We start from the raw sequence: 13,769 nt of genomic DNA, 5'->3' as shown, positions 1-13,769 counted from the left end.
CAATGATGTCGTTGTTCGAACAAAAGGTTTCTGAGCTTCATGAACGCTTACATAAGAAAGAGATAAGTGTCACTGATCTTGTTAACGAATCGTATAAGCGAATCGGACAGGTAGAGGACAAGGTGAAGGCATTTTTGACACTTGATGAAGAAAACGCCCGCAGTCAAGCAAAACGATTGGATGATCAATTGGTAAAAGGCGAGAACGAAGGCGCTTTATTTGGTATGCCAATCGGAGTGAAGGATAATATTGTCACTAAAAATTTGCGTACGACTTGTGCGAGCAAAATTTTGGAGAACTTTGATCCAATCTATGATGCAACCGTTGTTCAAAAACTACAAAAAGCAGAAACGGTTACGATCGGAAAATTGAATATGGATGAGTTTGCGATGGGTTCCTCTAATGAGAACTCCGCATTTCAAGCAACACGCAACCCATGGAACACGGAATATGTGCCAGGCGGTTCCTCGGGTGGTTCAGCTGCATCTGTCGCTTCCGGTGAAGTCCTATTCTCTTTAGGTTCCGATACGGGTGGTTCGATCCGCCAACCAGCGGCATATTGTGGAGTTGTCGGCTTAAAACCTACATATGGACGGGTTTCCCGGTTCGGACTTGTAGCTTTTGCGTCTTCATTGGACCAAATTGGGCCAGTCACAAGAACGGTTGAAGATAACGCTTATTTGCTTGAAGCGATTTCAGGTGTAGATCCAATGGATTCGACCTCTGCTAATGTTGACGTGCCGAGTTTTGTGAATTCATTAACAGGCGATGTTAGAGGATTGAAAATAGCCGTGCCTAAAGAATATCTTGGTGAAGGCGTTGGCGAAGAAGCACGTAATTCCGTACTGGAAGCGTTAAAAGTACTTGAGGGGCTTGGAGCTGAGTGGGAAGAGGTATCCTTGCCGCATTCCAAATATGCCTTAGCTGCCTATTATCTGCTTTCTTCATCTGAAGCTTCGGCTAACCTTTCACGTTTTGACGGAGTGCGTTACGGGCATCGTACAGATAATGCAGAAACTCTTATAGAAATGTATAAGCAAACCCGTGCAGAAGGATTCGGTGACGAAGTGAAGCGCCGCATCATGCTTGGAACGTTCTCCTTAAGTTCCGGTTATTATGATGCTTATTATAAAAAGGCTCAAAAAGTACGTACGTTAATCAAAAAAGACTTTGAAGATGTCTTTGAAAAATACGATGTCATCGTTGGGCCGACTACACCTACGCCTGCATTTAAAATTGGTGAGAAAGTCGACGATCCATTAACGATGTATGCAAATGATATCTTGACGATTCCGGTCAATCTTGCTGGTGTACCGGGTATATCCGTGCCATGTGGATTCGCAGCGAATGGGCTTCCGCTTGGACTGCAAATGATTGGAAAGCATTTTGATGAAAGCACGATTTACCGCGCGGCTCACGCATTTGAGCAAGCAACAGATTTTCATAAACAATTTCCTAAGCTGTAAGGGGTGAAAAAAATGGACTTTGAAACGGTGATTGGTCTAGAAGTACACGTAGAATTAAAAACGGATTCTAAAATTTTCTCGGCGAGCCCAAACCATTTTGGTGCCGCTCCAAATAGTAACACGACTGTAATCGACCTAGGCTACCCAGGAGTATTGCCTGTCGTCAATAAAAAGGCTGTTGATTTTGCAATGAAGGCTGCAATTGCCCTGAATTGCGAAGTGGCGGAAATTACGAAATTCGACCGGAAAAACTATTTTTACCCGGACAATCCTAAAGCATACCAAATTTCACAGTTCGATCAGCCGATCGGTGAGCATGGTTGGATTGAGATCGAAGTGGGCGGCAAGAAAAAGAAAATTGGCATTACCCGCATTCATATGGAAGAGGATGCTGGAAAGCTGACACACAAAGGGAACTATTCACTTTGTGATTATAACCGCCAAGGTACGCCACTTGTTGAAATCGTATCTGAACCGGATATCACTTCCCCGGAAGAAGCTTATGCTTATCTGGAAAAGTTGAAATCAATCATTCAATACACAGGCGTTTCGGATTGTAAAATGGAAGAAGGCTCACTTCGCTGTGATGCTAACATTTCCTTGAAACCTGTCGGGCAAAAGGAATTCGGTACGAAAACCGAATTGAAAAACTTGAACTCATTCAACTTCGTTCGCAAAGGATTGGAGCATGAAGAAATCCGGCAAGCGGAAATCTTGAATGAAGGCGGCATAATCGAACAGGAAACTCGCCGGTTCGACGAAGCTACAGGCAGAACGGTACTAATGCGAATTAAGGAAGGCTCCGATGATTACCGTTACTTCCCGGAACCGGACTTATTGACAATCCATATCGATGAAGAGTGGAAAGCGCGTATCGCTGCCGAGATTCCGGAACTTCCGGATGCCCGGAAAAAACGTTATGTCGAAGAATTCGGCTTACCTGGATATGATGCAGCCGTTTTAACGGTAACGAAAGAAAGTGCTGATTTCTTTGAAGCGACAGTCGCTTCAGGCGCGGATGCGAAACTAGCATCTAACTGGATCATGGGTGAGGTTTCCGCTTTCTTGAATGCAGAAGGTAAAGAGCTGCATGATGTCAAATTGACTGCTGAATCGTTGGCTGGAATGATCAAGCTGATTGAAGATGGCACGATTTCTTCTAAAATCGCTAAAAAGGTTTTCAAAGAATTGATTGAAAACGGCGGAGATGCTGAAACGATCGTCAAGGAGAAGGGACTAGTCCAAATTTCCGATGAAGGCGCATTGCGTACAGCCGTTGAAGAAGCATTGAATAATAACCCGCAATCAATTGAAGATTTTAAGGCCGGTAAACAAAAAGCAATCGGCTTCCTTGTCGGGCAGATCATGAAAGCGACAAAAGGACAAGCCAATCCACAGCTTGTTAATAAAATTTTGGTGGAAGAAATGAATAAACGTTAAGTTTGACCGTATCACTTTTAAAGTGGTACGGTTTTCTCTTGATTAAGAAAAGGATTTACTGTGAAAAGTTTGAAAATAATTTTTGATTTTTTGGGGGTTATCTGTAGGGGTAACTCCTTTTTGTGTCGTCTATTACATGAATGTTTTAACAGGAAAGGAGGAAGAGAAGTGACGGATGAGTTAGTTGAGAAGGTTAGGGCTGGGAATGATCATGCATTCCGAATGTTGATTGAAACTTATAAACAGACGGTTTATAGAACCGTCTTTTCCGTCTTGCGGAATCAAAAGGATGCAGAAGATGTTACCCAGGAAGTCTTTATCAAAATCTACACTTCTCTTCCTCAATATAAAAACCAAGGTTTCAAAACTTGGATTACCCGAATTGCGGTCAATCATGCAATCGATTTAAAGAGAAAGAGGGAACGCCAAAAGGAAGAATTGCAGGACGAACATTCATCGGAAGCTAATTTGGGCTTAACTGATGATGTCGAGGCAGTATTTTTTCGGAATGAAAGGCGAAAGCAAGTATTACGGAAGCTGAATGACCTTCCAGAGGGGTATCGGGATGTTGTATATGGCTATTACATAAAGGAAAAGACATTCAAGCAAATTGCAGAGGAACAGCAGATTCAAGTGAAATCTGTGGAGGTAAAGCTATATCGGGCAAGAAATTGGATGAGAAAACACTGGAAAGAGGAGGATTTTTCATGAATCATGTTCCTGAAGCAGAATGGGTTGCATATTTGGCAGATAAAATACCAGAGGCTCTAAAAATTGAATATGAAAATCATCTATACTCCTGTGACAAGTGTTTGTCCGCCTATATGGAAGCGATGGAAAAAGAAGAAATCAGTCAGGACATCGAAGGATTTGATATTGCAGGTCCTGTCATGGACTCGATTAGCCGAATGAAAGGCGGCTCTGTTGAAGAGGAAAAGCAACACCGAAAAGAGAAATCACTTCGGACGATAACAAGACATTACCTGATTGCGGCCGGGTTTACGATCTTATTAATGGCAGGCGGAGTATTTCAATCATTGACAGAATACGTGGATTCTGTGGAATCAAGCAGTGAAAGGGAAATGCAGTCCTTAACCGATGGACTTATTGATAAAACATTTAATTGGATGGAAACTATCGAAAAGAAAAATAAGGAGGGGTTTAGAAATGAATAAAAGTCCGGTATTAGCTTTTTTATTATCTTTTTTGCCAGGTTTCGGACATTTTTACCTAGGAAGGAAATATAAAGGGTTATTTTATTTTCTTGCCACGGCTGGATTGGGACTTGGTGGTCTTTTTCTTTCGTTGATCAGTCAATCGGATGCGTTTCTGGCTTTTTCCATTATTGGAATGGTGTTTTATTTCATCAGTATATTTGATTTGGTGGTCACCTCACTGAGGAATCCTAAAAGTGAAGAGGATGTAGGGGGAATGGCAGATCAGCCGGAAGCGGAAAGATTTTATGTAATCATCCTTTCATTCGTTCCTGGATTAGGGCATTTTCAGCTGGGCCTCATGAACCGTGGGCTTATTTTTCTCATCGGCTTTTTAGGCCTTGGCATCATGGTGATATTCATCAGTGTGATGACACAAATGGAAGGTCTGTTAATATTCATGGCACTATTGCCTGTTATCTGGATTTACAGCTTTTTTGATTCTGTTCAACAGCTAAATAAAAAGCAAAGAGGTGAGGAGCTTATCGATCGGACCGTTTTGGAAGATTTCGAGGAGAGACGGGAATCTGGGAAGAAGAGTAAATCGGTCGCGACTTTACTCGCTATTTTCCCTGGTGCAGGTCACTTATATTTGGGGCTGCAAAAACGTGGGATACAATTGATGGCCGGCTTTTTATTCGCCATTTATATACTTGATTTACTCCGGTTAGGTTTCTTCTTTTTCCTTATTCCGATTATCTGGTTTTATAGTTTTTTTGATGGATTGCAAAAAGCCTCGAAAATGGAAGAGGGTCCAGTAGAAGATACGCCCATCATTTCGGGAATGGTCAATCATCAAAAATGGGTAGGATTGGGATTGGTGGGACTTGGAATCTATTTCTTGGCTAGTAATATAATCGTCCCGGCCATTGCTCCTCATTTAGATGAATGGATTGGAAGCAACTTGGAATACTGGTTTAGAGATTACTTTCAAAAAGGTCTTGTATGCATCCTTCTTATAGGCGGGGGAATCAAATTGCTGTCGGAAAGTAAAAAAGGGAGAGCCAAGGAGGAGACAAAATGAGAACATGGAGAGTCGGAACGATTTCAATGGGGATCTCCCTGGTTGGTTTGGGTTTGGTTTTACTGGTTTCTCAAATTGCGGATATGAATTTGACGACGATTCTGCTATCATGGTGGCCGTTACTGTTCATTATCTTGGGTGCAGAGATTCTCTTATATACTTATTTTTCCAGAAAAGAAAGTTCTTTTGTAAAGTATGATATTCTTAGCATTCTTTTCGTGGGATTGCTTGGAACGACGGGAATAGTTTTAATTCTGCTAACATCAAGCGGATTGATGGATCAAGTGAGGGCTGCCGTGAATAGTGAAGAGAAAACGGTGAATTTACCTGGTTTCAATCAAAAGGCAGGGAAAGGCATACAGAGAGTTGTCCTGGACTCTGGTACATACCCATTGACTATTGAAAGTGGTCATGACGGAGATGTTTCCGTTTTTGGAACATATGGTGTGCGGGTAATGAAAGATGAAGATTCGTTGTTGAAGAAGGCGGAAGATTATTTACTCGTTGAGAGAAATGGTGATACGCTTTATATTAGCTTCAAGGATTTGCCGATTCAAAATGGACTTTTGGACAGTGGTACAAAGAATCTTAAGGCAACTCTTATAATCCCTGCTGAGTTGGCAGTGGAGATAGACGGACAAAGTACCGATCTTGTCTTGAAGCCTAGAAAACTGTTGAATGACTGGAGTGTGAAGGATAGCGGTAATCTAAGTGTATTCCTTCAGGATAATAGTGATATCAAGATAGATGCTAGAGGGGTCGAGGAACTTGAAGGACCTCAGAATAGTTGGAAGATGACTGAAGTGAATGAAGAAACAAGTGAAGAAGGCATTGTAAAAAGGAATGGGATATTCAATATTGGTAAAGGGAAACATACTTTAACGGTTACTGATACATTTAACGTGAATGTTCAATATCCATGATTGAAATCATTTACTAGAATAAAATTGTAAAAAGCATTATAATTTCCCTGATACGATTTCTAGTAAAATGCAAAAGATATGGGCCGAAATAAGGTCCTCTTTTTTTCGAATATTGCTTTTCATGTAACGAAGGATTAAGATGTAAATTATGGAATCAATATGTATAAGGATGATGGGAAATGAAAAGAGCAAGGTTGATTTACAACCCGACTTCGGGCCGGGAAGCCATTAAGAAGAGCCTGCCAGGTGTGCTAGCAAAACTTGAAGAAGCTGGTTATGAAGCTTCTGCACATGCAACGACCGGTGCTGGGGATGCGACGAAAGCGGCTAAGATAGCGATTGAACGCGGCTATGATATAGTAATTGCAGCAGGGGGCGACGGTACGATTTATGAGGTTGTTAATGGACTGGCCACTGCAGAGAAACGTCCGAAACTAGGAATCATTCCGACGGGAACGACTAATGATTTCGCGCGGGCGCTGCATTTACCGAAGACGATCGAAGGGGCAGCCGAAATTATTGCCGGTGGGCATACGATGCCAGTCGATATTGGGAAAATGAATGATAAGTATTTCATCAATATTGCTGGCGGAGGCAGATTGACCGAATTGACCTACGACGTGCCGATCAAGCTGAAAACCATGCTTGGTCAGCTAGCGTACTATATTAAAGGAATTGAAATGCTTCCTTCAATTAAGCCGACGGAAGTATCTATTGAATATGATGGAAAGCTTTTTGAAGGAGAGATCATGCTTTTCTTGGTGGCTAACACGAATTCAGTCGGCGGCTTCGAGAAACTGGCTCCTGACGCCTCTTTGAATGATGGTATGTTCACGTTGCTTATTTTGAAAAAGGCAAACCTCGCTGATATTGTCCGTGTCGCGACATTGGCAATGCGCGGTGAGCATATCCATGATAAAAATGTCATTTATGAAAAGGCCAATCGAATTAAAGTACATGCCAAAAAGGACATGATGCTTAATTTGGATGGGGAATTTGGCGGGATGGCCCCAGCTGAATTCGTAAATCAGTACCGCCATTTTGATGTATTCATCCCGCAAGGAATACTGCCGGACGATCCGGCAAATAAATAGGGTGAAAAGGCCACTGAATCTGGTGGCCTTTTCAGTTTAATGAAGCAAGGAGAATTGCAAACATGTATATCAGGAAAGCGACACCGGAAGATGCGGACAAGGCAGCCGTATTGACCCGGTTAGCGATTAAGGAAATTGCAGAGGTTTTGACAGGTGAAACGGAAGAAGAAAGAATACTTTCCGTTCTTGCTGATTTGTTCAGGAAAAGTGGGAATCGGATCAGCTATGAAAATACGCTTGTCAGTGAACATGATGGACAAGTATCTGGATTGATCATTGCTTACCATGGCAAGGATGCCGAAAGCTTGGATGAACCGATAGTGAAACAATTAAGGATGAAAATGAAAGACCCAAGCGTTACGCTCGATAAGGAAGCGGAAATGAGAGACTTTTATTTGGATACTGTGTCCGTTGACCCGAATTTTCAAGGAAAAGGAATTGGTAGTGCACTGATTCAATATGTAGAGGGATACGCTAAACATAAAGGATATCCAAGAATTTCTTTAGTCGTTGAAAATGAAAATGAAGCTGCGAATCGTCTCTATAGCAGATTAGGATATATGGAAATGAAAACCATTTCGATTAGTGGCCATGAATTTCGCTATATGGTGAAGGAAATAGAAGAACCTCCTGTTTAACAGGGGGTCCTTTTTAGTCACTTGAAATTTGGCATTGTATGCGATTACATTTGCTGCCCGTTCATGTCTGCCCAATCAGAGTAAGCTCCGGTGCCATTACAGCCGGGACAGTCGTGTATATCGGAAAAATGATATTCCGTAGGTACGAAGGAGCTGTATCCACGTCCGTAACAATCCGGACAGAGGCCTTTTTCTTCCATACTTGCTCGGTGTTTTTCTAACCTTGTAGTATTCCAGGCCGATATAGAGTTAAATAAACCCATTTCCTCACCTCATCTGTTTTTCCTTATTTTTCATTTTTTATTGAACTTTTATTCATGGAACTTGAAAAATCCGTAAATTCCTTCCACTATATTTTTATGAAAACCCGGGTAATTTGGTGAGTGGTTTTGTGGCGAAGCCTCTATTGTGGTAAAATACAGGCTAGCATAAAAAAGAAAAGAGAAGATGATATGAAAAAAACAGCACCAGTTGCTAAAAATGATATTATAGAGGTTTTATTTGAAGATTTAACACATGAAGGAGCTGGCGTCGCTAAAGTCGATGGCTACCCGATCTTTGTTCAGAGCGCCCTTCCAGGTGAAAAAGCAAAAATTAAAGTGATGAAGGCTAATAAAGGTTATGGCTTCGGACGCTTGATGGAGATTATCGAAAACAGTCCATACCGGGTTGAGGTCACGACTGAAGATTACCATAAATACGGTGGTTGTCAGCTGCAGCATATGAGCTATGAAGGACAGTTGAAATTCAAGGAAAGGCAAGTGCGTGAAGTGATGACACGCATTGGGAAACTTGAGGATGTGAAGGTTCACCCGATCATCGGGATGGAGAATCCGACCCATTATCGTAATAAAGCGCAAGTGCCTGTTGGTGAAAAGGCTGGCAAGCTAATAGCAGGGTTCTTCAAACCGCGGACACATGAAATTGTTGAAACGAAAGAAAGCATTATCCAAAATGAAGTGATCAATGAAGCCGTTCAAGTTGTTAAAGAGATTTTCAGTAAACTTGGTATCCCTGCTTACAATGAAGAGGCACATAAAGGTGTATTGCGGCACATCATGGCCCGTTATGGCAAGCAAACAGGCGAATTAATGATTGTTCTCGTTACAAGAACGAAAAGTATCCCTTTCATCGAAACAATCGTGAAGGAAATCGTTGAACGTCTTCCGCAAGTGAAATCCATCGTTCAAAACGTTAATTCCAAGAAAACGAATGTTATCTTAGGCGATAAAATGACTGTACTATGGGGCGACGAAGTGATCCATGATATGATCGGTGATGTGAAATTTGCGATTTCAGCAAAGTCCTTCTACCAAATCAATCCGGACCAAACGAAAGTCCTTTATGATAAAGCTCTTGACTATGCAGGGCTGACTGGTGAAGAAACGGTGATTGATGCCTATTGCGGCATTGGAACCATCTCTTTATTTTTAGCTAAAAAAGCGAAAAAAGTAATCGGTGTCGAAGTGGTCGAAGAAGCGATAGAAGACGCACGCCGCAACGCTGAATTGAATGATATCTCAAATGCAGAATTCATGGTTGGCGATGCAGGTAACGTTATTGCTGAATGGTATCAAAAGGGCAACACTGCGGATGTCATCGTTGTGGATCCTCCTCGCAAAGGTTGTGAAGAGTCCCTTCTGAATACGATCATCGAGATGAAGCCAAACAAAGTCGTATACGTATCATGCAACCCAGGCACTTTGGCGCGTGATCTTCATATCTTGGAAGAAGGCGGATATAAAGCAGTTGATATCCAGCCTGTCGATATGTTCCCAATGACGACACATGTTGAAAATGTAGTGTTATTAGAGTTGCAATGATGGAATGGGGCCCGGTCTAAATGACCGGGCCCTACAGTTTTTTATGGCTTGTACAATTCGGACGTTGATTTCCGCTCCAGGCACTCGCTTTCCGAGGGGGCTCCCCCAGACGCGCTTTTCTAAGCAGGAGTTTCGCACACCCACTCCGATCAACTTTGTTATAACGTTTAGAGATAGAAATCGTACCTGAGGAGTTGGTCAGGTGGTCCGGGAACATCATGTGATGAAAGATATGTGTTCCGAACCCCCTACAAACTGTGGGTCCCGGTCAATGACCGGGACCTTTTTCACGTGATTAAATTGAAGTGAAAGGATGGGGATTTTTTTTTGAATGGATATTCTTGACGCTCTGACTTGGACATATAGTAAGGAATATATGAAATGTGAGGCAGGTGATTTTATTAATTTTCAAAAAGCGGTTGCTGTAATTGTTGGTAGCTTTTTGGTGGGTATTGGAATCAATGGCTTTTTAGTTCCGCACCATTTAATAGATGGCGGCGTTATTGGGATTGCACTCATCCTTCATTATTTCTTTGGTTTTCAAACAGGGCTATCCATGTTGATCCTCAGTATTCCTATATTTTTATATGCCTGGTACTATGAACGGCCTTTTTTCTATAGCAGTGTTCACGGATTGCTTCTGACATCCCTTTTTATGGATTGGCTTAATCCATTGAAAAAGGTCTTTTCCTTGTCGATACTAACAAGCTCTTTGATTGGCGGTGCCATCATAGGGATGGGCATAGGTCTCATGCTTCGATATGAGACAAGCAGCGGGGGGACGGATATGTTAGCCAAAATTATCTCGAAGTCTACTTCCATGGATATTGCATTGGCGATTATCGTCATAGATACACTGATCATTTCAGCTGCAGCATTCACCTTAGGTATCGAAATTTTTCTTTTTTCATGTGTGACGATCATCATCATTGGACTGATCACTTCGCTTATGAAAGTGAGGAATTGAATATCTAATCAGTTCCTTAAGATATGGGCCACTTCATCTATTGCCCTTTGCAGCTTTTCGCTATTTTTGCTAAACATCTCTTTAGCTTCCTTTGATTCAGTTCCTAGTGCAAACAACTCTAAGTCCGCTTGGCATTTTTTCAAGGTCGCGAGCATAAGAGGTTTTTCTTGAGGAGAAGGAACTTTAAGTTTATCATCAAAAAGGTCCACAGTTAATTCCCCGTTGGAATTAGCTTGAGCAAGAAACACATTATCAAGGATTACACCCAACTTATCCAGTTCAGTAAGAAGCCAATTTCGGTTCAGTCCAATCGTGGAAAGCGGTTCATCAAGTATGCTGCCGTCCATAATGATAGTTTGTGGCTCCTTTACTGCAGCCACTGCAAGATTAAGGTCCTTAGGTGTTATAGGTTGATTTTGCTTCTTTAACATTACGGAAAAATCCCCGTCGGCTTCCAATAAGGCAAACTCAACTTCAGAAATATCGAAGACATCCTTTTTTCGGAGCAATCCTAACAATTCATCGATGGTATATTTCTCTTTTTTTAAATTATCTTCCATGACTTTCCCATCTTTGATGAAAACCGATGCTTTTCCTTCCACAAGATCACGGAAAGTTTTACTTTTTAGGGATATTAATCCTGCAATGAAGGGTGCTATGGCAAAAACAAGAATGGACAGTACACCATGTATTATACTGCCCTCCACTTTCGTAGCTAATTCTGCCCCAACATTACCGATGGTTATGCCCGTTACATATTCAAAAAAGGAGAGCTGGGATAATTGTTTTTTTCCTAACACTTTTGTGATCAAAAAAAGAACAATTAAAAAGAAAAATGAACGCAAAATAATTTCTATCGAACCCGTCATGCCAAACACCTCCTGCTTGATCAGTGTAATTAAAAACCTTTATATTGTGGTTCTTCCCGTTCTAACTCTCCCACGCGCTTCTGTACATCCTTCATAACTTCATTCACCACCAGCATCGTTTCATGCAAGATGCGTTTAGATTCATCATCTTGAGTCCGGAGTGCTAAGCTGGATAAACCTGCTTCAACTCCTTTGAGGCTAGAGACACATTGTTTTACATTAGAAGCTATCGTCATACAGCATCCTCCTTATCCTTTGGATCTAAATATAATGGCTTGTAACACTCCGAAGCTGTTTTTCCCGGCACTGGTTACTTCAATCGTGCCAGTGACAACAACCGATCGATCCATGCTTTTTCGCATCCGCTAACGCTCCCGAAAACAATGTCCGCAGCATGCGAATGTTCATCCGAATGAGCAGGCACTTCAACCCTTATATGCACCGATTACACAAGTGAATCATGGTTGTCATTCATTCATATTCAATCGAAACGGCATGGGCAATGCATGGGATCGTCTCACTTTGTTGAAAGGATAGGGGAGATAATAAGGCACCGGTAGCCACGACGAGCAATCGTTTTATTTCTCCCTTTTTCATGCGATTTAATAAATGACCATAAACAACGGTTGCGGAACATCCTGGGCCGCTTGCCCCGGACAAGACTGGTTGACCATCCCTGTATATCATTAAACCGCAATCTTTATATTGCTCTTCTTTAATCGGCGTACCATGTTTTTCAAATAATGCCAGAGAAATTTCATGTCCAATCTTTCCTAAATCCCCGGTCACTATTAAATCATAATAGGATGGGTCGAGGTTCCGTTCTCTTAAATGGGCTTCAATCGTATCTACAGCAGCTGGGGCCATGGCACCGCCCATATTGAAAGGATCAGTCAATCCCATGTCGATGACCCGGCCTATCGTAGCTGAAGTGACCCTTGGGCCTTCCCCGGCACTGCTTAATAAAGCCACTCCTGCCCCCGTAACGGTCCATTGGGCTGTTGGGGGTTTTTGCCCTCCGTATTCAGTTGGGTAGCGAAATTGCTTTTCTACTGCGGCGTTATGACTTGATGCTCCTGTCAATAAGTACTCTGCCCCTTTGGTATTGACAAGGTATGCACCGAGAGCCAGTCCCTCCATGGAGGTGGAGCAAGCACCAAATAAGCCGAGATAAGGTGTTCCCAGTGTACGACAGGCAAAACTCGTAGGGGTTATTTGATTGATAAGGTCGCCTCCAAGGAAAAATTGAATCTGTTCCTTTTGAAGACCCGCCTTTTCGATTGCTTTTGTACTCGCTTCTTCCAATAAGACTTTATGTGCCTTTTCATAGGTATCTTGATTTATCCATAAATCGGAATGGAGAAGATCGAAATCATCCGCAAGCAAGCCTTCTGCTTCAAATGGACCGCCAACGGTTCCTGTGGAGACGATGACAGGCTTTTGATCAAACACCCATGTGCGATGCCCCGTAAGCATTATAAACCACCTCATTGTAGAGTATTGTCAGTGTTAAGATAAAACCTTGGAATAACATAGATCCTTCAGCCAATTCCTTTTAAAATCCTTTTATTCATGCCAATCAAATTCTAAACGACCGGTTTACGAAAATTTTTAAGCGTATGAATTAATAGCTTCAGCGACTTCGTCCTGTTTCATTAGCTTTGGGCTTGATTTTCCTGCAGTTATTAAATTGCTTGTATGTAACCCTATGGTATATATTCAAGCCCCGTCCTTTTATTAAAAAATCTGTCTTATAGAAAAAAGAATGAAAGTTTCATTCTCCTTATGGAATAAAGATATAAAAAAGGCTGGTTGCTTTAACCAACCTTTTTTATATGAATGATTATTGTTTATATTGAGGTTCCTCGTTTTGAATCTCTTCAATCCGAGGCGTGATGCTGTCCACAATCGTTTGTGTTTGTTGGGCAGCTTGTTGGTATAGTTGTTTGGCTTGCTCATTATCTGTGGAAAGGGCGAAAGTTTCGAAGCTCGCTTGAGCGCTTTTTAGCCCTGCTATAGTTGTTTTAACATCGTTTATTACTGTCATGTATGAACCTCCCTAGTTTGTAACTGCCTTATTAGAGTAAGAAAAAAATGATTATCTATACCTTCCAAATTTATCTAGGAATTGAATTAATCAAACGTTTGATTAATGGAAAGGAACAGGCGGAAGTGTAGTTAATATCATTCTCCGCCTATTTGTTACGTAAATTGTTTTTACTGTTTAATTATTGACTGAATTCAGAATTCTTAATATAATTACAGAAAACATAACGTGATTACGTGAGGTGATATGACATTTATATTCGAG

At 41.6% G+C, this 13,769-nt stretch carries 14 protein-coding genes; 10 read left to right on the top strand and 4 right to left on the bottom strand.

Going from position 1 to position 13,769, the window contains the following annotated elements; genetic code table 11:
* Positions 1-5: 5 nt before the first annotated feature.
* The 10 genes from gatA (at position 6) to ACFX4I_RS14160 (ending at position 10,589) form a co-directional block, all read left to right on the top strand.
* Positions 6-1,466: an Asp-tRNA(Asn)/Glu-tRNA(Gln) amidotransferase subunit GatA gene (gene gatA, locus ACFX4I_RS14205; protein WP_230301323.1), complete on the top strand. Its 1,461-nt coding sequence runs from the start codon at positions 6-8 to the stop codon at positions 1,464-1,466.
* A 12-nt stretch (positions 1,467-1,478) separates the two neighbouring features.
* Positions 1,479-2,906, top strand: coding sequence for an Asp-tRNA(Asn)/Glu-tRNA(Gln) amidotransferase subunit GatB (gene gatB, locus ACFX4I_RS14200; RefSeq protein ID WP_377421357.1), 1,428 nt, complete (start codon positions 1,479-1,481; stop codon positions 2,904-2,906).
* A 168-nt stretch (positions 2,907-3,074) separates the two neighbouring features.
* Complete coding sequence (locus ACFX4I_RS14195; protein ID WP_260397999.1) at positions 3,075-3,617, top strand: sigma-70 family RNA polymerase sigma factor; 543 nt, start codon at positions 3,075-3,077, stop codon at positions 3,615-3,617.
* Positions 3,614-4,081, top strand: coding sequence for a hypothetical protein (locus tag ACFX4I_RS14190; protein WP_230301306.1), 468 nt, complete (start codon positions 3,614-3,616; stop codon positions 4,079-4,081). The genes ACFX4I_RS14195 and ACFX4I_RS14190 overlap by 4 nt, the downstream gene beginning before the upstream one ends.
* A complete protein-coding gene (locus ACFX4I_RS14185; protein WP_230301305.1) occupies positions 4,074-5,144 on the top strand; it encodes a hypothetical protein in 1,071 nt (356 codons plus the stop codon). The genes ACFX4I_RS14190 and ACFX4I_RS14185 overlap by 8 nt, the downstream gene beginning before the upstream one ends.
* Positions 5,141-6,067 (top strand): LiaF transmembrane domain-containing protein, encoded by a 927-nt coding sequence (locus ACFX4I_RS14180; RefSeq protein WP_377421354.1) that lies wholly within the window; start codon positions 5,141-5,143, stop codon positions 6,065-6,067. Before ACFX4I_RS14185 ends, ACFX4I_RS14180 begins: the two co-directional genes overlap by 4 nt.
* A gap of 179 nt (positions 6,068-6,246) precedes the next feature.
* Entirely contained in the window at positions 6,247-7,161 is a 915-nt protein-coding gene (locus ACFX4I_RS14175; protein WP_230301303.1) for a diacylglycerol kinase, read from the top strand.
* A gap of 62 nt (positions 7,162-7,223) precedes the next feature.
* Positions 7,224-7,799, top strand: a complete 576-nt coding sequence (locus ACFX4I_RS14170) for a GNAT family N-acetyltransferase (RefSeq protein ID WP_230301302.1) — start codon at positions 7,224-7,226, stop codon at positions 7,797-7,799.
* Between the two features lie 452 nt (positions 7,800-8,251).
* Positions 8,252-9,622, top strand: a complete 1,371-nt coding sequence (gene rlmD / locus ACFX4I_RS14165; protein ID WP_309519377.1) for a 23S rRNA (uracil(1939)-C(5))-methyltransferase RlmD — start codon at positions 8,252-8,254, stop codon at positions 9,620-9,622.
* A 331-nt stretch (positions 9,623-9,953) separates the two neighbouring features.
* Positions 9,954-10,589: a YitT family protein gene (locus ACFX4I_RS14160; RefSeq protein ID WP_309519378.1), complete on the top strand. Its 636-nt coding sequence runs from the start codon at positions 9,954-9,956 to the stop codon at positions 10,587-10,589.
* Between the two features lie 8 nt (positions 10,590-10,597).
* On the opposite strand, the gene ACFX4I_RS14155 is transcribed toward ACFX4I_RS14160, so the two are convergent.
* The 4 genes from ACFX4I_RS14155 to ACFX4I_RS14140 all read right to left on the bottom strand — a co-directional run bounded on the left by ACFX4I_RS14155 (position 10,598) and on the right by ACFX4I_RS14140 (position 13,505).
* The gene (locus tag ACFX4I_RS14155; protein ID WP_230301300.1) at positions 10,598-11,458 is read right to left on the bottom strand and encodes a DUF421 domain-containing protein; all 861 of its coding nucleotides are present in this window, start codon (positions 11,456-11,458) and stop codon (positions 10,598-10,600) included.
* A gap of 29 nt (positions 11,459-11,487) precedes the next feature.
* Positions 11,488-11,694, bottom strand: coding sequence for a DUF1657 domain-containing protein (locus tag ACFX4I_RS14150; protein ID WP_076372773.1), 207 nt, complete (start codon positions 11,692-11,694; stop codon positions 11,488-11,490).
* 235 nt (positions 11,695-11,929) lie between these two features.
* Positions 11,930-12,934, bottom strand: coding sequence for a stage V sporulation protein AD (gene spoVAD / locus ACFX4I_RS14145; RefSeq protein ID WP_377421351.1), 1,005 nt, complete (start codon positions 12,932-12,934; stop codon positions 11,930-11,932).
* Positions 12,935-13,301: 367 nt separating this feature from the next.
* The gene (locus ACFX4I_RS14140) at positions 13,302-13,505 is read right to left on the bottom strand and encodes a DUF1657 domain-containing protein (protein WP_057278507.1); all 204 of its coding nucleotides are present in this window, start codon (positions 13,503-13,505) and stop codon (positions 13,302-13,304) included.
* Positions 13,506-13,769 lie beyond the last annotated feature (264 nt).

It is taken from the genome of Peribacillus sp. YIM B13472 (genome assembly GCF_042788005.1).
In the GTDB taxonomy this organism is placed as follows: domain Bacteria; phylum Bacillota; class Bacilli; order Bacillales; family DSM-1321; genus Peribacillus; species Peribacillus simplex_E.
Note: the sequence above shows the minus strand (reverse complement) of the source record. Positions and strands in the feature narration are given on the sequence as shown.